The organism is Ignavigranum ruoffiae (assembly GCF_023195815.2).
GTDB lineage: Bacteria > Bacillota > Bacilli > Lactobacillales > Aerococcaceae > Ignavigranum > Ignavigranum ruoffiae.
The window spans coordinates 475,180-499,846 of record NZ_CP096206.2 but is presented as its reverse complement, the minus strand read 5'-3'; the positions used below and the strand labels follow the sequence as shown (position 1 = coordinate 499,846).

Genomic DNA, 24,667 nt, shown 5'->3' with positions numbered 1-24,667 from the left:
GCCTTATTTAAGCTATAGAGTGACCCCAAATAGTTGGACCAGAGAGATGAACACTATTTTGTGTTTGTCTCTCTTTTGGTTTAATGATAAATTGTTAAGCCGCTTGCGCTTTTCTATATGCCACAGGACTTAGCCAATTCAATTTTTCTTTAATTCGTTCTTCGTTATAATACTGAATGTAATCTGTGATTGCAGTTTCTAATTCCTTGTAACTTCGATATATTTTCCCATAATACATCTCCTGTTTCATCACACTAAAGAAATTTTCGATCGGGGCATTATCATAACAATTCCCTTTACGCGACATACTTTGGAATACTTGATGTTCTACTAGTAACGCCTGATATTCCTTCATTTGATAAGCCCAGCCACGATCTGAGTGGAAGGTTCGTCGATAGGCGCATTCTTTCGATGCTTCTAAAGCTTCTTTCAACGCCTCAATCATCGTGATCCGATTCGGTTGAGAAGATACTTTAAAACTAATGATTTCTAGATTATACAGATCCATAAAAGGATCTAAATACATTTTCTTAACTTGAAGTTTACCAGAATGATCTTCTTCATAATATTTGAATTCGGTCGTATCCGTAGTAATCTTTTGTCTAGGGATGGACGTCTCAAATCTTCGATTCATCCGGTTAGGAGCAATCCGTCCTAGGACTCCCTTGTAACTATTGTATTTTCGATATTTACGTCCGAAGTTTTTAACCTGAATCTTTAATACTTGACAGAGACGTTGGACTTTCTTTTTATTAATGTGCCACCCTTGGTTAACAAGGGTCGCATGAATCCGACGATAGCCGTAATTCGGATGTTTCTTACGAATCAACAAGATGGCATCTTTGACTTTTTGGTCTGGATCTGATTTTTTCCAATGAGCTTGCCAATACATATAAGTGGATTTAGGAAAATCAATCGCCGCAAGAATCTCAGCTAAAGTAAATCTTTCTTGTTGTCGGAGCTTGTGGATGATTCTTGCTTTGTCTTCATTGCTTTCTGTTGCCGCAAGCTCCTTAGCATTTCCAAGTATTCATTTTTTATCGTTTGCATCTTTAATTCATACTCAAGTTCTTCAATTCGTTTATTTGCCCACTCTAGATCCGTTATCTTCAATGGAATAGAAGAAGTTCGTTTTTCTCTGCTCGTTCGTTCTTGCTTAGACATTGGTGGCCTCCCTGGTTTGCGAGAAAGACCTTCAATCCCGTGGTTATGATACTCTTGACGCCATCTAGGAATCAGTGAAGGATTATTCAATCCCAATTCATTCGCCACATCTTGATAGGATTTCTCACTGGCTTCATACAAAGTGATTGCTTTTAACTTAAAGTTTACACTGTATGTCTTATTTTTTCGAGAGCGCATTAACCCTTTTATTCCTAAAGTTTTATAAGCGTTCACCCAGGTTCTTAATTCTTGGGAGGATTTAATCTTATATTTCTTCGTCAACGTCTTCATCCCGATGGTTCCAGAAAGATATTCGGATACAATTTTCATTTTAAATTCTAAACTATATTTAGCCATACAAATACCCCCTAAAGTTGGATCATTCGGTCCAACTTTAGGGGGTCAGTACACTACTCTTATTTTCATATAGTTTTTTATTTTTTTTGTATCCTTAATCATCTTTTTCCAAGACAAAATGCTTTTATTTCTTCACTGATTTTCTCATACTCATGATCGTGAATAAAATGAGGACAATCCAGATTGATAAGTTTTCCATTTTCAACATCTTTCATATAACTATTTTGATACTCACGCCAAATATCTTTCTTCCACCCGGTTCCACTCCCGTTTGATACAAACATAAGCATAGGAACTTGAGGCACGCCATTATTCTGAACGATTTTCGCATTCTCTTTAATCGCTGACACTTCATTCAACATTGTTGTAGTCGCAGTTTTTTCATAAAATATCGCTCTATATATTTCTTTCTCCGCATCAGAGAGCCTTCCGTATTTAATCGCATCACTCTCTGAAACTCCAGGCAAAATCCTGATAATACTAGCTCTGACTGCCCAGTGAATAATTTTATGCATTGACATGTTTATTTTATAATCTTCGTAAGCTTGCGACACTGCCATATCAAGCCCGATAATTGCTTCAACTTCCCCTGGATATTTTTGCGCCCAATATAATGCCTCGATCCCTGACATGGAGTGAGGGCATAACACATAAGGTCCTTTGAGACCTACTTTTATCAAGGCTGTTCTGCTATCCTCTAGCATTGACTCGATATTTCTATCCTTATCCACAATATCACTGAACCCGTATTCAAACTTTTCTACTACAACTATTTTATAATCGTCAGATAGTAGGGAATATAAGGACTTAAAATCCAAAATAGGAGAACAAGTTCCGCCACCTGACATAAAACAAGTGTTTTATGGCCATCCCCCTCGACATAAACACTCATCGTATGACCATTCACTTCAACAAGTTCACCCATAGGCTTCCTAAATTTAGCCTCTTTTGTCAGTTGAATTCTATGATTTATGTATATTGCCAACAATGCAACTATGAGCACAATTATTACAATAATTATTAACTTCATGATCCTATTAGCCTTCCTACTATTGGCTTATAAAGAACCTATAGAAATTATATAGGTGTATATTACTTTCTAAAATTTTACCCTTGGCATCAATCGTAGTATCTTCTAATCCAATCCTATAATTTATATTTTTTTCAATAGCTATTTTAATAATATCCCAATCATATTTATTTTCACCATGTAAAATTATTTCTGTATTAGAGTATAATTTTTGAAAGTAGTTTATTAAATCATTAGCTTCTTTTATGGCCTCCGCACTCGTTTTAGGATGATTATTATCGTCAATGATTTCTAGTAACACTCTGTAGCAGTTGATATATAATTTATTGTTTGTAAAAATCTCTGCATCTTTTAATGAAAAAATTCCATACTCGATCTTTACATCTTTCTCTTTAAGTATATTAATTAAATCAATACTACCTTCTTCAGAAAGATTTACAGAAATAAAATCAGGTTTGAAATTAGACCAATTTGAAATCAGTTCTTCTCTTAATTTTGAATTAATTCCATTTTGTAAAGGAGACCCGATTCCAATATTTATCATAGGAAATTTATCCTTTAAAAATCTAAATTGAGGAGAGATTATATGTTCATCTAAAGATTCATTACCATCAGAATCCCTAAAGTGAATATGAAAATTTACAATTCCTTTATTGATAAAAAACTGTATCTCCTTTACATATTGTTCTAATGTGATTGATACTTTTACTTCTTCAGTCGGAAATAATCCACCATTTAAACATATTTCCTTAAGCATTTTATATCTCCTTCCAATTGTATAAAGAGATCTAATTTCAAATTTTTGTGTTTATTTTTTTTCGTATCCTCAATACCACCGTCTCAGCAGCCAAACTCTACCAATCATTCCCTCACTTCGTTTGTCATTCTTCGGCAGCTATCGCACTGGTCTCCGTCATTTCTTACTGCGTTACTTCGTTCCTTGTAAGCAATACTACGGCCTCGACATGCCTGGAGTCGACACTATAGATAAAAAGTCCATTTTTGTGTTTTCACAAACATATCATTGGCTTTTTTATTGTTTTCCTCGTATTAGCAAACTTATCATAAGGTTTTTTATACTAGTACGTATTTGGAAACATATCGAGTTTTATGTTTTTGATATATAATACACATTCTATAATGTAGAATTTACTCATTTACGATATTCTTTTATTTTATCTGCATATTTGCTTAGAAGATCTTTTGAATATACTTTACTATGGTTCGATTCTCTCACTTCGTTCCAAAGAATTGCAGCAACTTTCATCTTATTAGAAAATTTATCACTACGTTCATCTAAGTTAAAATCTTTTACAAACTGGTTCCATTGGTTAGTAGAATTATCATATTTTGCGTAATCAGAGTTTCCATTATATACATCAAGCATATCTTTAATGGTAAAATTTTTGTCGTTCTTTCTTTTTACTTTTCGCCAAGCTTCTGCCATATTCGCATTAAATTTAAATGGCTTAATTCCGGTTTGCTCTGAAAAATAATCTCTAAATTTTTGATTGAATGAAAATCCACATTCCAGTAATGGGGTATTTAACGTTATATTATCAGTTATCTTTTTGTTTTTATTCCTTGAAGATTTTTTTATTTTATTTCCCTTAAAATATTCTTCTATAATATGATTCAGTTCCTTTTTTGTTCCTCTATATTCTAATCCAAGAGTCTTGCAAACTTTTGATAACTCCTCTCGATACCAATAGTATCTGTTGAATTCTTCAAATGATTTTATATCTTTAAAGTCAGGTCTAATTTCTAACATACACCTTCCCTCAATTCTCTTTTTTTCTATTGGTTTGTCATCAACACTAGATCCTCCGCAGACGCTTCTTTACCAATCGATGCCCCCTATTCGGTCGATTCTCTTATAGATTCTTTGCATGAGGCCTACTATATATAATTTTCTTACTTATATTGTACACAAAAAAAATGATGTTGCAGAATAGATGATTCTAATCTGCAACATCATTTTTTTATTAAGTATTCAAGTTTAGCCATTGTATTTTTTCTTTTTAAAATATTCTTTAGATAAATTTAGCCCTTTCTTTACCAGGAATACATTGAGGAACAACTTGGTCTTCTTTCTTTGATACATCATATTTTTCGTTCTATAAGGCCATATTTTCTCTTAAATTTTACTATAAATAGATTTTTACCTTGAACTCGTATTAATTGAAACTTACTTCCTTTCTTTCATATATTTCCTCTTTTGAATTTCATCTTCACTACGTTTTAAGTTAATATGCTTTTCGACATCTAGTTTTGACAAAGATGTAATACACTTTACATGTATTCTTGTTTACTTATATTTTATCTTAAAGCAATTTTACCATTGCTTGTAATAATATTACTCAGAACTAATGATTAATTGATTAAAAAATCTATTTTGCTGTATTTGCTAGTACATCTTCAATATTCATGATTTGTGCCCATCTAGTCATTAAGAACATGGCATATTTTTCATCTGGAAGATTATAACTTCCAATCGCAAATCCGTCGTTAACTTCTATTAATAAGGTCCTGCCATCTGAAGTAACACCAAAGTCCAAAGCGCAACTATTTGGCATAGAATCATAATCTGCAATTGCAGCACTCACTATTGATAAATCGGGCTTTTTTTCGGAGTCCCCAAAATAATTCTGAACACCTAATAATTTCCTGTATCTAACAAAGCATCTCCATTCTGAAATAAAATTAACTACCTCACTACAATATACTAACTCATTTGAATTCAAGTGGTCGAACTCTTTTAAATCCTCCCAGTTATTTATTATTATACCTTTTGCTTTCTTTTCTTTAACCGGTTTAATAAATAATGGTAGAGGGTAATTTCTTAATTTACAGATAGATGTCACCCAAATTTTTCGTCCGCAGTATTTAAAGATTTCTTCTGGATAGTCGACAGGCTCCAATTTAATTTCTGCGTCATTCAAAACATGTTCCATAATTAGCATTCCACCAACAACCAAATCGCTTCTTTCCATATTTTTTAATTGTTCGGTAGTTGTGAACAATTCTACTTGAAAGCCTAATTGCTTAAAGCCATTATATGCTGAATCACATTCCTCATTCCATGGTTTACCTTGAAATGCTTGAATATATACTTTTAGGTCCTTGATTTCTAACATTTAATCACCTTATCTCTTCCAACTATACTTCTTCCCATCTCTCATTACATCATTATACTCTCGATTGAAAAATCCTGATGTCCCAGCCATTGCACATTGTTGCATCGCTATCTCAATTTCCTGACTTCCTGATTCATTATCTGCTTGATAAAGTGACTTTAAAACACTTATTTTAGCAATCAACGATTAACCGTTTATTTTCGGATAATTAGAACAAGATTTGCCTGAATGAATATCAACATACATGTCTCGGGCTTAAAATGTATTAATACTTACTACTATCGCACGAAGCCTGAAATCAGATTCTACAATTTTTTTGGTTTGCTTAAAGAGACTCAACAGTAAATTCCAGTTCGCATTAACGGTTCTGTCGAAATGAAATATATTCGATTTTGAAATTTATACTAACACTATCTATCTAGTTTATTGTCTATCCATTATTATATCAGAGTTTGCCAATGATTAATTATTTACTATATTTCTTTACAATTCTTATAATACTAACCTTTAAAGTTTTGATATACTCTCCTTAAACACTGAAAAAATCCAGCCCTTAAGTTGCAAAATTTCTTCAAAATCTGAATTTCTCACAAAAAATAAGGCTCCTAGACACCAAAAACGTCCAGGAACCTTATAAATTGATTTCAAATAGTTGGGATTACTCTAAATCCACAAAAAGATCATAGGTCACTTAAATATCCTAAACTGACATATTTATCTTTTCAAAATAATATTATGATAAGATTTCTTTTGCCTCTGCCAAATTCCACATAATCCAGCCTACTTTTCCCTGTCCATCCATCTATTTTTCTTTTTGTAAAACATGTTAGAATTCCTATTAATTTTAACTTTACTGTTTATCTGAAAATCCCCAATAAAAGACTCAAGAAAAAATCCAATGGTCAATAGAGTATATTATCCTTTTATAATATTTGTGAATAAGATATAGAAAAATAGCCATAAAACAAAACCTACAAATATAAAAATCCCAATAAGCTTTACATAGTCTAAGCTTGATTTTAAAACAAACCATCCACTCATAATCAAAATTGGTAAGACTGTAAACAACATTACAATAAAGTGAACTATTGATTGTTTTAATATAGACCAAGAACCTATCTCATAAATTACACTTGTAGCTGAAATAAAACTTATGATTAGTCCCGTTAAAAAATAGACCTAACTTGACTAGGATCAAGATTTTGATTCTTCATAATAAGGGCTATCCCAGTCATAATGAAAAAAGGTATAACACCCCGAACAACTGCAATTTTAATATACTCCATAATTATTACCTCAAGGATAGATTTCTAAAAATATCATACACTCTTACTTATTAATTGAAAACTATTAACAATTCAAACTTTCTAATAAGCATGAATGCTTTACACCTCAAAATACTCCTCCTAAAGCTACTAAATTAATGGAGTCATTGCGATTAATAGTGTAATAAATTGGGACAAAGGAAGAGTTTCCTCGTCGCATTATTAACCTATTTTTTTCTTTAAAGCTTTACTTATGCTATCCTTCCATTCAATTATCTGGTCTAGATTTAAGGCAAAGTCGAAGTCTTTTAGATTAACTTGAACTTCAAAATTCCCACCCTTATACCTAACCATCATCAAGACTTGATCTGCTTCTTTTCCAAAATACCAATACATTCCCTCTTCTACTAATTCATTAGCCATATCTTTTTTTAACGTTTTCACAATTGGACTTATATCCATTTTTGAATTAAAAATCTTACCATACTCATGATCAGCTTCGAGATCAGCTCGGTACCAGTAGTGCCTTGTTGGCTCATAATATTCTTTAGCTAATAGTTCCATAATAGTCTCCTTAATACCTATTCTATAAATTTTTTTACATCTTACCCTAGTTAAAGCAATACACTATTTATAGTAAGCTAACCATCTATCTTACTGCCAGAAAAATTACAAAATTTTCAGATTTCTACCAAGCTGCTTGCCAGAGTGTGGACATTTATTATGAAGAAAAGCTGGTATTAGAGCTAAAATTGCTATGATTAAACTCGCAATACACAAAGGTGAATAAAAATATGCTGATATCATTGTAAGTAATCCCACACCAATGATAAAATTTCTAACTTTTCTTGCTTTCTTTTCCTTCAACATAATTCATGATAGAATTAGGATTTGTCTAATAACATTAGATAGTTAATTTACTACTAATTCTATCAAATAATTCTTCGTCAGTGTCAAAGATGGACTTCCATGACGATTTAACACTCCTGATGACTTTTATTAAATCTTAATTCTTCCATTCTATTAACTAGTTAAGTTTCCGGTCTCTGATTATCATTGTTATTTCTCCTATGACAATATTTTACTTCATAAAAAAATATCACCTTAAAAGCAAAAAAATTTCGAAGAAAAAATAAATAAATCGCCCTGAAGAAGATATATCTATCTTTTTTTAATTTATTTCAAACTAAGAGTTGTAGAATATTCGATATGTCCCTTGCTTACATAGTCGCTCTAACAATTTAACTACCCTGTATGATTTGAGAAAAACGTAGGATAGAAGTGTTACCTTCAAAAAAATGAGCTCCCTAGTTTTTTAGAATTTAGAATCGTATGAAAAAGAATCATTTCGATACATTTGTATGGATAAGTATCGAACTTACTATGGCATTACACCAGAAATTTTACACTATCATCATTAATAATAACTGTACTATTTAATCAAAATAGTCATCATCAGGGTATTCACGATCGAACTCTTCTAAAAGAGCTTCTATTAATTTTTCTCTGACTTGTTCAACACTTAGACTATTTACATAAGCTGTAATTTCTTCAATTTCTTTCTGTCTCTCTTTTTGATATTCAACTTGCCATTCATTGTATGCTTCTTCTTTTGCACGTTCCTCTGCCTCCCACTCTGCAATGACAGCATCAGCTTGTTTAGGAAAATAGAAGAAGTATAAAGCTACCATGTGCTTACAAACCACTCTTCTTCCTTTAGCAAATGGACAAGTGCAAGTTGATTTTCTAGGATGATTAATATCAATTAAAACTTTATACACATTCCCTTGAGAGCCTTTGACTTCTCCTTCATAGACACCATCACCACTAAAAGTTCCATTAACCACTGTCTTATTCTCGTAGTAGGAAATTCCTCGATAAAAAGACCCACTACTTGCTAAGTGAACTAGTTTCAACTCTTCCCAAATACTCATATATTCACCTCTTTTTTTCAATTAGTATTAATATATCTTACTAAAATTGATCATTCGTACTACATAAATCACCACCATTGAAAACAAATTGCTCATTGATTAGGCGATTTTCTGTTCATTTCAAGGAATGAATTTTTTCATTACAATTTATGTTGTCCCTTAAAACATACAACTTTTTGATACTTTATTTCTCTGACATCAATAAGACAACTCAGTAACTGATTTCATCCAAACAGACTTCGTCACGAGCTATTCGCGTTTCGCATACTGATTCTGTAACTCGCTTCGCTCGAACAGCTACAGCATCGTCGTTCTTGAGCAATTCGTACATGGACGGAACCTCTACTTCCTTGCGTCGCTATGCTCCTTGACAAGTATGTTATCGCCTCAGCGGTTCGCTCTTTCGGATCACTTCATCGTTTCACGCCTCATTCTTCGACAGCTATCGCAAGAGTCTCCGTAATTGCTTACTGCGTCACTTCGTTCCTTTCTATTTTTAAGGAAGGTCTGCTCCTGTCGGCGCAGACCAACTATGCTTCTAAATTCAACTACGCTTCTACTAGTCACGTTAAAAGGACACATGTTTCACATGGCTTGAGTGGTCAATATGGATAACTTTTGAGATTTTAGGGAACCCTCCTATGTGGGAATATATCCATAACTGATGGATCATTCATTATAAGTCTAAACTATCCTTGTTTAACAAAAAGTCAAATAAATTAATAGTGAGTATTCCATTTTCATCTAAAAATGGTTTTATTCTATCTTTCACGATAATTATTTTTTTAAATGAATCATCAATATTTAACAAGGACGCTTTTTCTTGATTTGTTTTTTCGATTGATGGAAGACTATAGGCCGATTGAATATAATATCTTTTACTTCCAAGATTGGCTATAAAGTCAACTTCCAGCTGTTTCTTTACATCTTTATTTTTATTACTTTCTCTTTTTATCACCATACCTACATCAACCATATAACCACGATATCTTAATTCGTTATAAATAATATTTTCCATTAGGTGGGTTGGTTCTATTTGTCTAAAATTTAGCCTTGCATTTCTAAGTCCCACATCTTCAAAGTATATCTTATAAGGAGTTGCTATATATTTTCTCCCTTTAACATCATATCGATAAACTCTTTTTAGCATAAAAGAATCTTCAAAATAGCCTATGAACTTATCTATTGTATTTGCTGAAATTTTAGATTTTTTTATGGACTTAAAAGTTGAAGCTATTTTGCTTGGATTAGTAAGACTTGAAATACCTGATGCTAAAATATTGAGTAAGTCTTCTAGTTCAGAGGTTAAGCGTATGTTATATCTATGAACAATATCTCGCAAATATACATTTTCGAGTTGCCCCTTTAGATAATTCATCTTGTCTTCATCCGTATTCATTAGAGCTCCAGCTGGTAAACCACCGTAAACTTGATATTCAGCAAAAGCATCTTCTTTATCTCCATTAAAAGTTTGAAGAAATTCAGAAAAAACTAGAGGCATAACATGGATTTCATCTCCTCTACCTGCAAATTCAGTAATAACATCCTTTGATAAAAATTTAGAGTTACTTCCAGTTACATAGACATCAAAATTATCTTGACGCAAAAATCCATTTAATACTTGCTCAAAAGATTTAAGCAATTGAACTTCATCTAAGAGGATGTAAAATTTTTCGTTATCATTAGTTTTGCTCATAATAAAGTCTAAAAACTTTTTAGGATCTACTAATCTTTCACCACTTAGCACATCTAACTCCATTAAATCTTCGCCAATCTTTAATAAATCTCTTCCAGAATCAAAAGCAAATTTTATAATATGCTTTTCATCGACTCCACTTTGAGTTAAATGATTATAAAATAGGGTATTAAGTAAATAAGATTTACCACTCCTTCTTATTCCTGTAATAATCTTAATGAATCCATTGTCTTTTTTTCGTATTAATTTATCTAAATAATGATCACGCTTTATTTCCATAACCTACGCCCCTGCCTATTTAGAATTATTTACATTTTGGAACTTAATCTAAGTAGATTATAAATGATAAAGCCATATAATCCAATTCTATTTAGAAATAATTCCAAAACGGATATATTTCGAAATTATTAATAAAATCAGGTTTGAAATTAGACCAATTTGAAATCAGTTCTTCTCTTAATTTTGAATTAATTCCATTTTGTAAAGGTGACCCGATTCCAATATTTATCATAGGAAATTTATCCTTTAAAAATCTAAATTGAGGAGAGATTATATGTTCATCTAAAGATTCATTACCATCAGAATCCCTAAAGTGAATATGAAAATTTACAATTCCTTCATTGATAAAAAACTGTATCTCCTTTACATATTGTTCTAATGTGATTGGTACTTTTACTTCTTCAGTCGGAAATAGTCCACCATTTAAACATATTTCCTTAAGCATTTTATATCTCCTTCCAATTGCATAAAAAGATCTAATTTCAAATTTTTGTGTTTAACTTTTGTTTTCGTATCCTCAATACCACTGTCTCAGCAGCCAAACTCTGCCAATCACTTCCTCACTTCGCTCGTCATTCTTCGGCAGCTATCACACTGATCTCCGTCATTTCTTACTGCGTTACTTCGTTCCTTGTAAGCAATACTACAGCCTCGACATGTATCGTTACTAAGAGTTGGATTGATTTTGATAGGGTGAATAGAAAATATGAATGGTATTCATATATTAATACTTAACTTGTATGACAATCTGATTTATTCAAGTTTGTCCGGCAGATTTTATCATATTAGCTTTAGAAAACAATTTCTTACATTACTTCATTAATCAATTTATAAATTGTTTCAATAACTAGCTCAAAATTTATTCCTTTAGCATATGGATTTTTCTTTTGATATCTATCCCATCTATCCCTAATTGCTTCATCAAGTTTTATAAGATTAATAATTTCAACAGCTCTTTCCTTAGAAATTACTGTTTGTCTATATCTAAAGGTAAGTGATACGGCTACTTTCAAATCCTCAAAATCAATCTTTTCTAACTGTTTGTTAAGAATGGTATAAATATCATAGTAGTCCTTACTTCTACTATTATTTTCAGCCCTGACTAATATAGTGTGGAGTTTTTCAGATAAAACAGATTCTATTGGATAAAATTTAAGTTCATATCTATCACCTAAAATTGTTTGATAATTTTTTCAACAGGATTCGGATAAACTGGATCTCCTGTTGCAATATCTACAGCAAATGGAATCTTCATATTTGAAAGATGGCCAATCATTTTAAATCTAAGGCCACCGTACTCATCTTCAGAACGAATTTCTTCACCTTCTCCTTCAATTTCAAACCAGACATCTGATTGCTTTGAATATGAAAGGATTGATATTAAGATAGATTTAATATTGTGAGAGTCAAGATTTATCCTTTTTACTAAAAAATCAATATCTTGGGTAGCTCTATTTTGAACTCCTAAAGTATAACTCAAAAGCATACCACCTTTTAGCATAAAATTATCTTTGAACTTGCTCTGTGACAAAAGTCTTAAAAATTCATCAAAGAAAAATTGAGTTAATGCCAGGTTATAATTAATGTTCAATTCGTTCGCTCTATTTCTAAGCCTCACAGTTAAACTACCTTTATTCATATACAAGTACCTCTATTATTTCTTCTACCTGTTTAGATATTCCAAAAATTTTCGCATATTTTCTAAGCTTCCATATATCTTTATTATTTTTTTTGAGGTAAAAATTCCAGGCCTTTGAAAATATTTCGGGATCTTGATTTTTCCGGTCTCTTACAATATCACAAAGCGTTCTTTCCATATCATAGGAAATTACCTTATTACCTATCTCGGTTTTTATCTTAGTAATTCCAATTTCATACCATTCTTTTTTTACTCGATGAGGCATAACTTTATCCTTTATTCGCCATGTATTATATCCCTGGTATACAGTGACCTCGTTAATAAAAGGTAGTCTTTCTGTAAGATCGTGTAGATAAAGTGCCGTTTGATAAGAATAAATGCAAACCTTATTTTGAAGCTGAAAAAAATATAGCTCATCATAATTGTCATAAGACGGATCAAAGTACACCCCTCTAGTCACCCTTTCAAGTTCACCATTGCGAACCATATCTGTAAGATACCAGGAATCAATATTGTTTTCATTTACTTCATTTGCCGTAATTATTCCATTATTTTTTTTTATGATATCGAATATTATTTCCTTGTTCATAACAAAACACTTCCTTTTGTGCTTTATTATATAAAACTTAAAGCACAAAAGGAAGTATTGTATATACTATTAATTATTCATATATAATTTAATTGTTTATTGATAAAATCTAAATTCCTAAAAATCAGAATTTTCAATCTTTCAATACTTTTGCGTAGCGCTCTTTTCCCCACCAATTCGGCATTAAGTTCTTTCAAGGTTATGGTTGTTCTTCTTTCAGGGGCATCTGTTAGATTATTCAAATATCCTTTTTTCCATTCTCACTTAACTGATCGTTATCAGAGCTCATATCATAATAAACTATGAACTCTGATGTAATTTCTTATTTCATGAAAGCTACACAGTTATATTTATTAACTTGTTTAAGCCCTTTTTTCTCATAAAAACTTATCGTTTTTTCGGTATCATCTGTTAACAAAATAATTTGTCGAACATCTTGATACTCTTCAAGAATCATTTCCAAAAACTGACTACCTAAGCCTCTTCCCTGATATGCTTCTAAAACTAAAATATCCTGAATATATATGATAGTACATCCATCACCAACGACTCTTGCTAAGCCTATTAATAGACTATCCTCCCATGCAGTCCATATCTTCAATGAATTATTTAAGGCATTCTCCAATTGCTCTGGATTAGAAGTGTATGCACTCCAAAAAACATCACCATATAAATTTACAACGCTTTCTAAGTTCGGTATTATATCTTCTTTAATTACAATATTCTTCACTTTGTTCTTCCTCCAAATTTAATAGTATTTATTTTGATAAAAAATTCTTAACCTATTATTCATTTATTTTTAACATTAATTAATATGCTTTTTAGGCCAAATATGTACCAAAATTATTCTGAGCGTCCATCAATCTATATTTCATTTCTTTAGAATAGGGCTTGAAACCCGTATTCATCGTTACCATATGCTTTTATTAGAATTATGTATTTTTGTTAAGAAAGCTTTTATTTCTTCACTAATCTTCCTGTACTCATAATCGTGAACATAATGAGGAAAATCTAAATTAATAAATTTAACATTTTCAACATTTTCAATATATGAACTTTGATACTCTATCCAAAGTTTCTCTTCCCAACCGGTTCCAATTCCGTTTGAAACAAACAAAAGCATAGGAAATTGTGGAACTCCATTATTATGAACGATTTTCGCATTCTCTTTAATCGCTGAAACTTCATTCAACATTGTTGTGGTCGCAGTTTTTTCATAAAATATAGCTCTATAGAGTTCTTTATCCAAATCGGAAAGAGTACCGTTTTTAATCGCTTCACTTTCTGAAATGCCAGGCAGAATCCTAGTAATACCAACTCTTGCCGCAAACTGGGAGATTTTGAGCATTGGAATATTTATTTTATAATCTTCGTAGGCTTCTGGAACTGCCATATCAAGCCCTATAATAGCTTCTACTTCTTCTGGATATTTTTGTTTCCAATAAAGCGCCTCTATCCCTGACATCGAATGTGGGCATAGTACATAAGGTCCAACGACACCAGCTTTAGTCAAGGCTGTTCTGCTATCCTCAAGTATAGAGTCTATGCTTCTTTCCTTATCCACAACATCATTAAAGCCATATCCAAACTTTTCTACAACAACTATTTTATAATCATCAGAAAGTAAGGAATATAGGGACTTAAAGTCCAGAACTGGAGAAGAAGTTCCACCACCTGACAAATTTTAATTTGTATAGATGATACTATAAAAAATAAGGATACAGAATTTACTCCAAAGGCTCTATATTTTCAAATACGCTTTATTCGGAATTGTGATTTCTCCTACTAATAATCTAAAAATAAATAGAAACATTCTATGCCACAGAAAAGACTGGAAACTACATGAAACAAATTATCTAACATCTTACTTCAATCGGAAAAGAATTTAATTTTAAATATAAAAAACTCTTCATCTTGCAATGCTTTATATTCTATATTGTAATTATTCAGAATATTACTGACAATATATAAACCTAATCCATTACTATTTTCCTTATTTAAATCAAATTTAACATCACATAGTTGATCCATGTTAGAAATTTTATTATTAAGGTTTGAATTTTTTATATATAACCAACTATTTTCTTTCCCTATATGAATTACCCCACCTACATCCGTATATTTTACAGCATTACTAACCAAATTAGATAGAATCATTTTTAAAGCTGTTTTTCCTATATAAACATTTTCATCTAATAAATCAATATTGACCGTAATTTTCTTTTGATTTGCCAATATTTCATACTGTTTTAATACATCTTCTAAAGTATCATTTATTTTCAAATATTCTTCATCATTACTCAATTTTTCTATATAATGAACTGATAATATTTGAGAAATATTTTTTGTTATACTATCAACGATTTCAATGCATTCGTTAATATAAATATCTCGTTCTTTATATTTCCCAATATTATATTTCATGTTTTCAAGTATTATTTTAAGACTCGCTAGAGGCGTTTTAAGTTCATGAGATGCCCCTTTAAAAAAATCATATTTTAACTTTTCCAATTTTATAATTTCTTTATTTTTAAATTCTAGATCGTTAATGGTTCTTAATAAAGCAGAATATAAATCATTAATTTGGTGTTTGAGTTGTCCAATCTCATCATTAGAATTCACTTTTAAACGTGTTTTTTTATCAAGTTTCATCATTTTATCAGTAACGATTTTTATTTCTTGTATATTGTTTTTTATTGATTTTGCATACAATAAAGAAATAATGACAGAAAATAAGATGGATATTAATAAAGAATATGGTAAAAATGTAAGGCTTAAATCTTTCGCTTCTTTCTGCATATCTGCTATCGAAACAAATTGTATATTTGCCTTTTTTCCATCATTCAGTTTTATTTCTCTTTCCTCAATTATCAAAGAATTACTATCACTTTCTAAATTAAAATTTATATTATCTTTGATCTGCAACTCATTATTATTATTATTATTTTCTTTTATAAACGCTTTTATTTTACTACTTTTAGAATAGAGATCCAAAGTTTGCTCTACATATTTTATTTCTCTTCCATCCATATTACTGGAAATTTCATTTGCCATATTATGAATCTTTTCTTTTCTTGTTTCCAAATATGTTTTAGGAAAGATAAAAAAAACTAATAAATGCACTAATATGATTATTATTCCAAGAATAGAAAAGATTTGTGTGAACATTTTGGGAAATATCTTTAAGTTTTTCATTTTCTCTCCAATTTATATCCGACATTTCTTACAGTTGTGATACAATCTAATTTTAATTTTTTTCTAAGTTCTTTTATATATACATCTATTACTCGATCATAAGGAATTTCTTCACTATCTTTCCAGACATTATCAATAATTTGCATTCTTGATAAGACTTGTCCCTCGTTATCCAATAAACATTTTAATATTTCTAGTTCTTTTGCATTTACATCTATTTCTTCATCATTGATTTTAGCTGTATAGCTATTAAAATTTACAGATAAGCCCTTATATTCCAATGTTTCTAAATGACCATAATTCTTCTTAATTAATGAATCTATTCTAGCCTTTAAGACCGGCAATGAAAACGGCTTTTCTATGTATCCGTCTACTAAATTAGTGAATGCATCAATTTTATATTCTTCATCACTAAAGGCAGTCAACATTAGAATTGGTAATTTGCTTTTCTTTCTAATCTCCTTCAATACTTCTAAACCATTTACAAAAGGTATCTGAATGTCTAAGATAACCAAATTTACATCACTACTAAATTTTGACAAGGCTTCCCTTCCATCTTTGGCTTGAATAACTGTATATCCAAATTCTGAAAGATATTCACTGATTCCCTCTCTTATCAAAGTATCGTCTTCAACAGTTAATATTCTCATAGATAGCTCCTTTTGTGTATATATACCATATTATACTGCATATTATTTGATATTTGAAAGTCAAAAACTTTCGGGGCAGTGTCAAATTTCTTGTGTAACCTTCTCATGAAGATTGTAAACATTTATTCAATTTATGAATGTTCCTTCAACCTCGCATTGTCGATATGTTTTATAACCCCCTACTATGAATTCAGTCGCTATCCATATAAAACATATCGACAATGCGAGGGAATCAACCATAGGGCGCTAGGGGCTACTATTAAGAAGCTTGCGTGTCCCATGGCTGTTTGGGTTAAACACGCTTGATAGACGGGTAAATTTTGCTCAAGCAAGGACATGAGCTCATAGTGAACTTTGCCGAATCCTTTATGAATGCGTTGACCAAATTTTGTATTATATTCTGCGACATAACAATAGATCGTCTTTTCTAAAGAAGCATCGTGAGGAAATTGTTCTTTTACTTTCGTAATGCGTTTGATTTGCTTGTTAATCGCTTCCGATAGATTGTTAGTATACAAGGAGGCCCAAATCGCCTTCGGGAAATGCATAAACGAAAATAAGTTATGTTTTAGTTTTAATTGTTGAATCAGCTTAGGATATGTTTTTTCCCAGAGGTGTATAAATTGATTTAAGCGCTCGGTCGCTTCTGCGATACTACTGGCTTTAGGAATCTCTTTCAGTTCCGTCAGTAGATGTTGGCGATCTTTTACGCGGACTTTCGAAGCAAAACTTCGTAAGAGATGGGTCCAGCAGGTTTGATGCATGGCCTGAGGAAATTCTTCGGTTAAGGCATCCGCTAATCCGGTTAATTCATCCGAGACGAATAAAAGCACTTTTTCAACCCCTCTTTCTTTGAGATCTTGAAGTATTTCGCGATAATGGAGCGCTGATTCGGTAGGAAACACTTGGAAATCTAAAATTTCCTTATAGCCTTGCGGATTAATGCCCACAATCATATGCACCGCTTCCTTGGAAACCGTATTGCGTTTCACTGAGACAAAGGTGGCATCACAAAAGAGGCACACATATTCTTTTTGAATGGGTCGTTGGCGATAGGCCTTTAACTCCGCTTCAAAGGTTTTGGAGAGATTGGAAACCGTGGTGGGCGAATAGTGGTGTCCATACATCTTTTCAATCAGTTCAGAAATATCCCGCGTAGTGACCCCTTTTTGGTACATTAAAATAATCATTTGTTCTAAATGAGATGACGATGTTTGGAGGCACTGAAGGGTTTTTAGATCAAGTTTTCCTAAGCGATCTCGTGGCATTTTTAATTGTAAGGTGCCGTATTCTGTTTTTAATGTGCGTGAATCATAACCGTTTCGAGAATTGCCGGTATTATAACCTTTAACGTCCCATTTCTCGTAATCAAGAAATACCGTTCTCTCGGTCTCTAACAATAGGTTAACTGCATCTTCTAGAGCCTGACAAAAAATTTCATGAATGGGTTTACCTTGGGCTAGTGCTGCCACTAATTTTGTGTTAAAGTCTTCCATAAGGGACCTCCTGTTTTTGATTGTTTTGTCGTTATTACAATCTTACAGAAATGAGGTCTCTTTTTCTATGAAGACTCGGCGGTTACACAAGAAATTTTACACTATGACTTTCGGTGCAAAAAAGCACCGAAAGTTTTTAATTATTGTCAATCAATAATTCTTTTGGATTCCTTCTCAATATATTGAATGAAGAAATAATTAATGATACAAGCAGTACTAAGCTCATAAATATAAGGACATAAATGATGAATTTAGGTAATACATTGATATCCAAACTTGATAGAGTCTTGTTGAATCCTTCAGCTTCTGCCCCACCACCTAATTGGCTAGAAGCAGATTGCCTAGCTATTTGTTTAGCTATATCACCAGTAACCTTATTCAATAAATTGTTCCCAAGCTTATCCGCAGTATATTGAGCTAAGAAATAAGAACCAAGCAGTGCTGGAATCATCATAAATACCATCTCAACTATAAATTGGCCAAAAATCTCTAATTTAGATATCCCTAATGATAGTAAGACTGCTATTTCTTTCTTCCTAGTATTCATCCATAAGAATAGCAATAATGAAACTACAAGTCCGGCAAATATTAATGAACCAAAAAATAATTTGTTTGAAATGGAGTAGATACCTGTTATAGATTGTTGCAGCGCAGGATAATTTGATGAACTTTTAATCAGATTATATTCTATCCAATTTATATCTAATTTCCCAAGATCTTTTATGACGTTGTCAAGATTCTTATCAGCTTTTACAAAGAATGTTGCATCTTGGTATGCGGCTGTATCCTCTGTATTCCCATAGACTTTAGCCGCTGTATGAACATCAGTAATTAATGTATTTTCGTATAGTTCCTGTGCTGCAATGACACCAGCGCTATTATGGCCATCAAATAGCCCTTTAATTTCTACTTCTACAATTTCATTTGCACCCTTCTCATTATCAGCATCAAATAAATTAGATTTTATTTTTATTTTATCTCCAACTTTAAGGTTGTTTTTTTTCGCTAAATCTTTATGCATTAAAATTTTATTTTTATCTTCATTTTCTAAATGTTTTCCTTCTACTAATTTATAGGCTTCTGATATAAATTTTGTTTCTTTTGATGAATCGTTAACCCCTGTTAACATGACTGTTCTTTGAAAATTCTTCGCTCTTTCAGGTGATTGATTCGCAAGAGTATCTTGAGTTTCAATAATATCATGGTCAACTAGGTCTGCGACACTGTTTATTCTCTTTACATAGGAGTCTATACTATCTATTTGAGATATCTTTTTTATATCTTCACCTTTTACATTTCCCCCTCCCCTAGGTGTTCCTGGATTTACTTGTCTATTTATCTCCATAGAAAAACTAGTCGTTATATTAGCAAATGTTTCTTTTGAAGCTCTGTCTGTGGCATCTTTAATAGATAAACTAATGAGACTTAACGTTGACATAGATAAAATAACTAAAGTAATAATTGACGATTTTAAGCTTTTTCTAGTTACATAAGCAAATGCATTTTTTATCATTATTCAACCTCCAAATTCATTGTGTTTACCTTTTTCAACTTTTTACCACATAGTTCTAAAATGATATCCGCAGAATCTGCTACTTCCTTACTATGTGTGACAACTATGACACATTTATTTCTATCTTTAGCTAGTGCCTTTAATATATTAATTATTTCTCCAGCAGTCACACTGTCTAGATTACCGGTAGGCTCATCAGCTAGTATGATTGGGGCATCTGATACCAATGCTCTAGCAATAGCTACCCTTTGTTGCTGTCCGCCAGATAATTTCATAACATTTCTTTTTATTTGTTTTTTATCTAAGCCTAGTTCAAACAAGATACTCTCATCGACTGATTTATTCACTAATCTAATATTTTCAATCGGTGATAAATAATCTATTAAATTATAATTTTGAAATACCAAAGATATATTATTTTTTCTATGATGACTATAGCCTTTCTTTTCTATGTCTTCATTCTTACACAAGATTTTTCCTGTTTGAGCTTTATCCAGTCCTGCTAGTAGGGAAAGAAGTGTGGATTTTCCTGTTCCTGACTTCCCTACTATCGCATAAAACTTTCCAAGTTCAAATTTTTGATTTACTCCTGACAAAACTTTTTCTTTAGAATTCGCATAACTGTAAGTTACATTCTTAATTTCTAATATATCCATTATTTTCTCCTAACTTATTTTTGATAATATTTCTTTTGGTTTCTTTATTAATATTAATGAGGAAGCAATGACAACTGATACAACCATAATACTTATTAATAATAAATAACTTTCTACAAGGGTAGTTATACTTAACATATAACTGCTACTATTTATTAAACTTCCACCGAATGGCCTTGACTGCTCTGAGTTAATGAAACCTTCTACAATTACTTTTAATAGTAGATTCCCTAAAAATAAGGAGGATAGTATACTTGGTATAGATATGAATATTAACTCAAATATAAATTGCAAAATAATTTGTATCTTAGTTGTTCCAATAGATAAAAATATACCTATTTCATAAATTCTTTCTCTTAACCATAGAATCAAGATTAATGAGAGAACAACCATCCCACCTAACATAATAGAATACGTCATTATTTTAATGATATGTTTTACTCCACTGACTGACTCCATAGACTCTTCAAACGCATTATTATCTTTCTCAATGGAATACCTTGATTCATCAATTTTAAGTGCTTTAATTTTTTTTAAGGCTCGGTCGCTAGATTCTAAACTACTAGAATACATTAAAATTTTATGTGCAATGTTATTATTTTCTGATTTATTTAATATTCCTTGACTTGTTGAATAATCTACAAAAACCATATTTTCACTAAAATCAGAAGAAAATCCTGTATATGTTTCCTGTTTTTTACCAGAAAAGATTCCTATAATTTTAAATTTATGACTTTTTATTTTTCCGCTTTTTTCAATGTCTATGAATTCAAGATCAACGTCATCTCCTAATTTTAGATTATTTTTTTTAGCAAACGCTTCATGAACAACCACCGAATTCTTATCATTCTCTTCTATGTTTTTACCTTCACTCATTGTAAATGTTCCGCTAGTAAATAAAATGTTTCTTTTAGTATTATTCGTAGCTTCGACTGAAACAACATTCTTAAATTCGTCAGATAAGTCATCTCTATTTATTTTCTGTTCTCCGTCAACGACTTTCGCATCATTTACTTTTGCTAATTCCTCAAATTGAATTATTTTTTCTTCAATCTCTTTTATTTTTTCCATATCTTTAAATTGATTAATGTTAAAATAGTTGCCATCTTTTTTTGTTATTGATATAGAAGAATTCGAACTTTTATATAAAGTCTTTTCGATTTCATTGCTTGATTTCATTATTGTTAAACAAGAAAACAAGCAAGAAAGAACTATTGTTAAAATAACAAAAATAATCAATGTTCTATTTTTTTTTCTAGTTATATATGCTATAGCATTTTTTATCACTAGCTAACGACTCCTCTCTATTTTTCTGAACATCTAATTTCATCCACTTGGCCCGCCTTTCTGCATGGCCCACAAGGGATACAATATAGATAATTATTATTTTTTAACTGAATCTCTATTCATTTGATATTTTATTCAACTACTGCATTAAACAAACATAAGCTCAAGCATAACCTAAGAAGTATTCATACTTCCCTTAACAATGTTTTCCATAATTTTTCCTTCTTTAATTTTGGTAAAATAGAAACTTTTAACTATATTCAATAATATCTTATCCATGTTTTGTGAAACGTTAATGAAATATACGTTCCAAATTTTGTTAGATTATATAAGCAACTAAGCCTTTGTTAAAAATATAGATCCATGTAAATTCGCCATATATTGTAGATTCCACACAAAAATATATAATCCATGAATTTATATGATGAAAATTCACTTTAGCTCATCTGACAGTAAGTCAAATTATGTCATTTATAGAGATGAGGCCCCTTGAATTTTTGGAAAAACACATGCATTCTATCAGAGCCATTGCTGAAATCATTGGACTGTGCCATAGATGATTCATGATGAGCTTCATCAGACGGACAACGATTCCCATTTACTCTTTTCGTGTATTGCTGCTGGTAATAGGTAAGAATTTGTACCGTTACTTAAATATACAAAGTTAGATACACATTTAAAGATAATGAGATTGGTCAAATAAACGATTCGTCTATTCTATAAACAAAAAAAGACCAAGTAGGAAGCACCCGTTTCCTCTTGGTCTAGCATCTAATTAAGACAACATCGTTGTGAGCTGAATCCTTGAAATCATCATAAACTCAACTATTTTAAGATGACTTTGTAAATATAAGGATAAAGCTTGCCCGTAAGATAAAATTCTTGATCTTTGATATGGGCAATCCCATTCAAACTATCGATCTTGGCTAATTCCTCGTCATTCATAGTTTGATCAATGATTGGTCGAATATCGTATTTATCCACTACTTCCGCACTTGAGCAGTCGATCTTGAAAATCTCATCACGATAAAGTCGGTTGGCAAAAATATAGCCATCAACCCATTCCAGTTCATTTAATTTAGAAGCTGCCAGTTTACCATTTTTGATACTTATCTGACCTAATAATTCAAAAGTTTTGGGATGATGCTTGTAGAGGGTACTCGTTCCATCGGATCTCCAAATCACATCATTATGGGCATCATAACAGATCCCCCAGCCTTCTGTTGGGATCGTCTTTTCTTCAAGTACTTCAAAGGTCTTCGGGTCTCGTTTTAGGACTTTCTTTTCTTTCCAAGTTAATTGCCATAAGGCATCCGGAGTATAAGTAATCCCTTCGCCAAAATAGTCATGTGGCAGAGACTGGGTATCCTTTAACTTTCCCGTCGATAAGTCAAACTTACCAATCTTAGATTGCCCTTTCAAACCTGTCCCCATCACAATTTCATGGTCGGGACTCAGTTCCAAGCCTTGTGTAAAGAGTTCCTCATTGATTTTAATTTTCTCTAGAAGTTCTACTTCACCCGCCCAAGCCCGCGGACAGAATGACAGACTTATTAGGACTAGGCTCAAACAAGTTATTTTTTTCTTGTCCATCTAGACCACCTTACTTAAGCTGACTGACGAATTCATCAATCAATCGTGCCATTTCTTTGTATTGTGTCATATAGAGAAGGTGATCACCTTCTAAGATATGTGTTTGTACTTCATCTGAATTTTCAGAGAGGTCTTTATGTTGCTCTTCCCAGTTCATAGTGATTTTATCCATAAACTCACGGCGTAGCTCAATATCTTCATATGAATCCTGTGCCAAGAGGTATAAGGCAGGGATTCCACTCGGAATCTTATCATCCTTGGCATCAATTAAAACCTGATTAGACCGCTTACTCTCATCTGCAACATCAGGATTATTCAAATTAAGTTGAGATATCAACTGGTATTGTTTATTAACCGCTTCATCGACATCAGGAATTTCTGGAAGATCGGTAGCGACACCACTATCATCCACCGGTGCTTCCTCATGCTGTATATCCATGAAACCATTCATCATTGGCGTACTTGTATCCATTCCCACAATACCCTGAACTTCTTCTGGATAAGTTTGTGCATAATTAACGGCATAGATTCCTGACAAGGAGTGGGCAACTAATAAATATTCTGATACTTGCATTTTCTCAAGCGCTGTATGTAGTTGTCTATTTATATTCTCGACCGTTCGCTCTTGTCGACTTACATCTGACAAGCCATAACCAAAAGGTTCAACCACTAGAATATGATACTTCTCAGCCAAAAGGTCCAATAGGTTCTTGTGAGTCAGTGGTTGTGAGGCTTCTCCTAAACCTGGCATAAAGACTAACGTTTTTTGTTTGCCTTTATTCTCTTTTCCTAGTTCAAGGACATTCATCTGATGACTTTCTACTTCGATTTTTTGCCCATAATTCTCGATCATTTGTTTTAACACTTCAGGATCAGTGGGTATTTCATCCTTCTCAGCTTCTTTGTCAGACGTGGAATTATCTTCATCAGAAGAATGGGTAGCCTCTTGGGCTGACTCTTGCGCTTGGTTGGTAGTTTCTTGTGTCTGGGCTAAAACGGACAGGTTAGGTAGAGAGGAGATGCCTCCTGTCAAAACGATTTGACTCACTAAGATCATTTTTAACATACTTTTCTTCATAAACATTTCCTTTCATTATTTAATATACTTGAATCTTATCAAGTAAATATAAAATGCCTATGAAATAAAACCCACTTATTTAAACATATAAAAATCAATAAAAAACCTA

The 24,667-nt window shown here is 31.9% G+C and carries 24 protein-coding genes; all 24 read right to left on the bottom strand.

The genetic code is table 11. From position 1 onward, the window contains the following. Positions 1-94 precede the first annotated feature (94 nt). Positions 95-970 carry an IS3 family transposase gene (locus M0R79_RS09265; RefSeq protein WP_310795421.1) on the bottom strand — a complete coding sequence of 292 codons (876 nt, stop codon included), beginning with the start codon at positions 968-970 and terminating at the stop codon, positions 95-97. Further along, a complete protein-coding gene (locus tag M0R79_RS09260) occupies positions 934-1,521 on the bottom strand; it encodes a helix-turn-helix domain-containing protein (protein ID WP_310795404.1) in 588 nt (195 codons plus the stop codon). The genes M0R79_RS09265 and M0R79_RS09260 overlap by 37 nt, the downstream gene beginning before the upstream one ends. A 98-nt stretch (positions 1,522-1,619) precedes the next feature. Then, positions 1,620-2,369, bottom strand: coding sequence for an alpha/beta fold hydrolase (locus M0R79_RS02380; RefSeq protein WP_248416589.1), 750 nt, complete (start codon positions 2,367-2,369; stop codon positions 1,620-1,622). A 201-nt stretch (positions 2,370-2,570) separates the two neighbouring features. Beyond that, a complete protein-coding gene (locus tag M0R79_RS02375) occupies positions 2,571-3,308 on the bottom strand; it encodes a 3-keto-5-aminohexanoate cleavage protein (RefSeq protein ID WP_248416590.1) in 738 nt (245 codons plus the stop codon). A 396-nt stretch (positions 3,309-3,704) separates the two neighbouring features. Beyond that, complete coding sequence (locus tag M0R79_RS02370) at positions 3,705-4,322, bottom strand: SAP domain-containing protein (protein WP_248416591.1); 618 nt, start codon at positions 4,320-4,322, stop codon at positions 3,705-3,707. Positions 4,323-4,941: 619 nt separating this feature from the next. After that, positions 4,942-5,688 (bottom strand): ATP-grasp domain-containing protein, encoded by a 747-nt coding sequence (locus tag M0R79_RS02365; protein ID WP_248416592.1) that lies wholly within the window; start codon positions 5,686-5,688, stop codon positions 4,942-4,944. A gap of 915 nt (positions 5,689-6,603) precedes the next feature. Then, positions 6,604-6,807, bottom strand: a complete 204-nt coding sequence (locus M0R79_RS02360) for a DUF3021 family protein (protein WP_248417156.1) — start codon at positions 6,805-6,807, stop codon at positions 6,604-6,606. A gap of 368 nt (positions 6,808-7,175) precedes the next feature. Further along, positions 7,176-7,517: a hypothetical protein gene (locus M0R79_RS02355; RefSeq protein ID WP_248416593.1), complete on the bottom strand. Its 342-nt coding sequence runs from the start codon at positions 7,515-7,517 to the stop codon at positions 7,176-7,178. Between the two features lie 872 nt (positions 7,518-8,389). Then, complete coding sequence (locus M0R79_RS02350) at positions 8,390-8,887, bottom strand: SWIM zinc finger family protein (protein WP_248416594.1); 498 nt, start codon at positions 8,885-8,887, stop codon at positions 8,390-8,392. Between the two features lie 676 nt (positions 8,888-9,563). Then, positions 9,564-10,862, bottom strand: coding sequence for an ATP-binding protein (locus M0R79_RS02345; RefSeq protein ID WP_248416595.1), 1,299 nt, complete (start codon positions 10,860-10,862; stop codon positions 9,564-9,566). Between the two features lie 91 nt (positions 10,863-10,953). Further along, a complete protein-coding gene (locus tag M0R79_RS02340; protein WP_248416596.1) occupies positions 10,954-11,307 on the bottom strand; it encodes a nucleoside phosphorylase-I family protein in 354 nt (117 codons plus the stop codon). 361 nt (positions 11,308-11,668) lie between these two features. Then, complete coding sequence (locus M0R79_RS02335; RefSeq protein WP_375163576.1) at positions 11,669-12,004, bottom strand: nucleotidyl transferase AbiEii/AbiGii toxin family protein; 336 nt, start codon at positions 12,002-12,004, stop codon at positions 11,669-11,671. A gap of 29 nt (positions 12,005-12,033) precedes the next feature. Beyond that, a complete protein-coding gene (locus M0R79_RS02330) occupies positions 12,034-12,501 on the bottom strand; it encodes a nucleotidyl transferase AbiEii/AbiGii toxin family protein (protein WP_259560907.1) in 468 nt (155 codons plus the stop codon). After that, positions 12,494-13,090, bottom strand: a complete 597-nt coding sequence (locus tag M0R79_RS02325) for a type IV toxin-antitoxin system AbiEi family antitoxin domain-containing protein (protein ID WP_248416597.1) — start codon at positions 13,088-13,090, stop codon at positions 12,494-12,496. The genes M0R79_RS02330 and M0R79_RS02325 overlap by 8 nt, the downstream gene beginning before the upstream one ends. Positions 13,091-13,412: 322 nt before the next feature. Next, the gene (locus tag M0R79_RS02320; RefSeq protein ID WP_092572759.1) at positions 13,413-13,820 is read right to left on the bottom strand and encodes a GNAT family N-acetyltransferase; all 408 of its coding nucleotides are present in this window, start codon (positions 13,818-13,820) and stop codon (positions 13,413-13,415) included. Positions 13,821-14,000: 180 nt separating this feature from the next. Next, positions 14,001-14,771, bottom strand: coding sequence for an alpha/beta fold hydrolase (locus tag M0R79_RS02315; RefSeq protein WP_248416598.1), 771 nt, complete (start codon positions 14,769-14,771; stop codon positions 14,001-14,003). 188 nt (positions 14,772-14,959) lie between these two features. Continuing rightward, positions 14,960-16,285 (bottom strand): HAMP domain-containing sensor histidine kinase, encoded by a 1,326-nt coding sequence (locus M0R79_RS02310; protein WP_092572760.1) that lies wholly within the window; start codon positions 16,283-16,285, stop codon positions 14,960-14,962. Next, on the bottom strand, positions 16,282-16,935 hold the full coding sequence (locus M0R79_RS02305) for a response regulator transcription factor (RefSeq protein WP_092572761.1): 654 nt from the start codon (positions 16,933-16,935) through the stop codon (positions 16,282-16,284). Before M0R79_RS02305 ends, M0R79_RS02310 begins: the two co-directional genes overlap by 4 nt. Positions 16,936-17,132: 197 nt before the next feature. Continuing rightward, complete coding sequence (locus M0R79_RS02300) at positions 17,133-18,431, bottom strand: IS256 family transposase (RefSeq protein WP_248416599.1); 1,299 nt, start codon at positions 18,429-18,431, stop codon at positions 17,133-17,135. Between the two features lie 136 nt (positions 18,432-18,567). Then, positions 18,568-19,944: an ABC transporter permease gene (locus tag M0R79_RS02295; protein ID WP_092572702.1), complete on the bottom strand. Its 1,377-nt coding sequence runs from the start codon at positions 19,942-19,944 to the stop codon at positions 18,568-18,570. After that, complete coding sequence (locus tag M0R79_RS02290; protein WP_092572701.1) at positions 19,944-20,600, bottom strand: ABC transporter ATP-binding protein; 657 nt, start codon at positions 20,598-20,600, stop codon at positions 19,944-19,946. The genes M0R79_RS02295 and M0R79_RS02290 overlap by 1 nt, the downstream gene beginning before the upstream one ends. Before the next feature lie 9 nt (positions 20,601-20,609). Continuing rightward, positions 20,610-21,887, bottom strand: a complete 1,278-nt coding sequence (locus M0R79_RS02285; protein WP_092572700.1) for an ABC transporter permease — start codon at positions 21,885-21,887, stop codon at positions 20,610-20,612. An 825-nt stretch (positions 21,888-22,712) separates the two neighbouring features. Then, positions 22,713-23,480, bottom strand: coding sequence for a glutaminyl-peptide cyclotransferase (locus tag M0R79_RS02280; RefSeq protein WP_092572699.1), 768 nt, complete (start codon positions 23,478-23,480; stop codon positions 22,713-22,715). A 10-nt stretch (positions 23,481-23,490) separates the two neighbouring features. Beyond that, complete coding sequence (locus M0R79_RS02275; protein ID WP_248416600.1) at positions 23,491-24,558, bottom strand: alpha/beta fold hydrolase; 1,068 nt, start codon at positions 24,556-24,558, stop codon at positions 23,491-23,493. Between the last annotated feature and the right edge of the window lie 109 nt (positions 24,559-24,667).

Excerpts from the sequence above, each read along its gene's own strand:
- M0R79_RS09260 (WP_310795404.1), bottom strand. The coding sequence starts at position 1,521 with ATGGCTAAATATAGTTTAGAATTTAAAATGAAAATTGTATCCGAATAT.
- M0R79_RS02380 (WP_248416589.1), bottom strand. The coding sequence starts at position 2,369 with ATGTCAGGTGGCGGAACTTGTTCTCCTATTTTGGATTTTAAGTCCTTA.
- M0R79_RS02375 (WP_248416590.1), bottom strand. The coding sequence starts at position 3,308 with ATGCTTAAGGAAATATGTTTAAATGGTGGATTATTTCCGACTGAAGAA.
- M0R79_RS02370 (WP_248416591.1), bottom strand. The coding sequence starts at position 4,322 with ATGTTAGAAATTAGACCTGACTTTAAAGATATAAAATCATTTGAAGAA.
- M0R79_RS02365 (WP_248416592.1), bottom strand. The coding sequence starts at position 5,688 with ATGTTAGAAATCAAGGACCTAAAAGTATATATTCAAGCATTTCAAGGT.
- M0R79_RS02355 (WP_248416593.1), bottom strand. The coding sequence starts at position 7,517 with ATGGAACTATTAGCTAAAGAATATTATGAGCCAACAAGGCACTACTGG.
- M0R79_RS02350 (WP_248416594.1), bottom strand. The coding sequence starts at position 8,887 with ATGAGTATTTGGGAAGAGTTGAAACTAGTTCACTTAGCAAGTAGTGGG.
- M0R79_RS02345 (WP_248416595.1), bottom strand. The coding sequence starts at position 10,862 with ATGGAAATAAAGCGTGATCATTATTTAGATAAATTAATACGAAAAAAA.
- M0R79_RS02340 (WP_248416596.1), bottom strand. The coding sequence starts at position 11,307 with ATGCTTAAGGAAATATGTTTAAATGGTGGACTATTTCCGACTGAAGAA.
- M0R79_RS02330 (WP_259560907.1), bottom strand. The coding sequence starts at position 12,501 with ATGAATAAAGGTAGTTTAACTGTGAGGCTTAGAAATAGAGCGAACGAA.
- M0R79_RS02325 (WP_248416597.1), bottom strand. The coding sequence starts at position 13,090 with ATGAACAAGGAAATAATATTCGATATCATAAAAAAAAATAATGGAATA.
- M0R79_RS02310 (WP_092572760.1), bottom strand. The coding sequence starts at position 16,285 with ATGAAAAACTTAAAGATATTTCCCAAAATGTTCACACAAATCTTTTCT.
- M0R79_RS02305 (WP_092572761.1), bottom strand. The coding sequence starts at position 16,935 with ATGAGAATATTAACTGTTGAAGACGATACTTTGATAAGAGAGGGAATC.
- M0R79_RS02300 (WP_248416599.1), bottom strand. The coding sequence starts at position 18,431 with ATGGAAGACTTTAACACAAAATTAGTGGCAGCACTAGCCCAAGGTAAA.
- M0R79_RS02295 (WP_092572702.1), bottom strand. The coding sequence starts at position 19,944 with ATGATAAAAAATGCATTTGCTTATGTAACTAGAAAAAGCTTAAAATCG.
- M0R79_RS02290 (WP_092572701.1), bottom strand. The coding sequence starts at position 20,600 with ATGGATATATTAGAAATTAAGAATGTAACTTACAGTTATGCGAATTCT.
- M0R79_RS02280 (WP_092572699.1), bottom strand. The coding sequence starts at position 23,480 with ATGGACAAGAAAAAAATAACTTGTTTGAGCCTAGTCCTAATAAGTCTG.
- M0R79_RS02275 (WP_248416600.1), bottom strand. The coding sequence starts at position 24,558 with ATGAAGAAAAGTATGTTAAAAATGATCTTAGTGAGTCAAATCGTTTTG.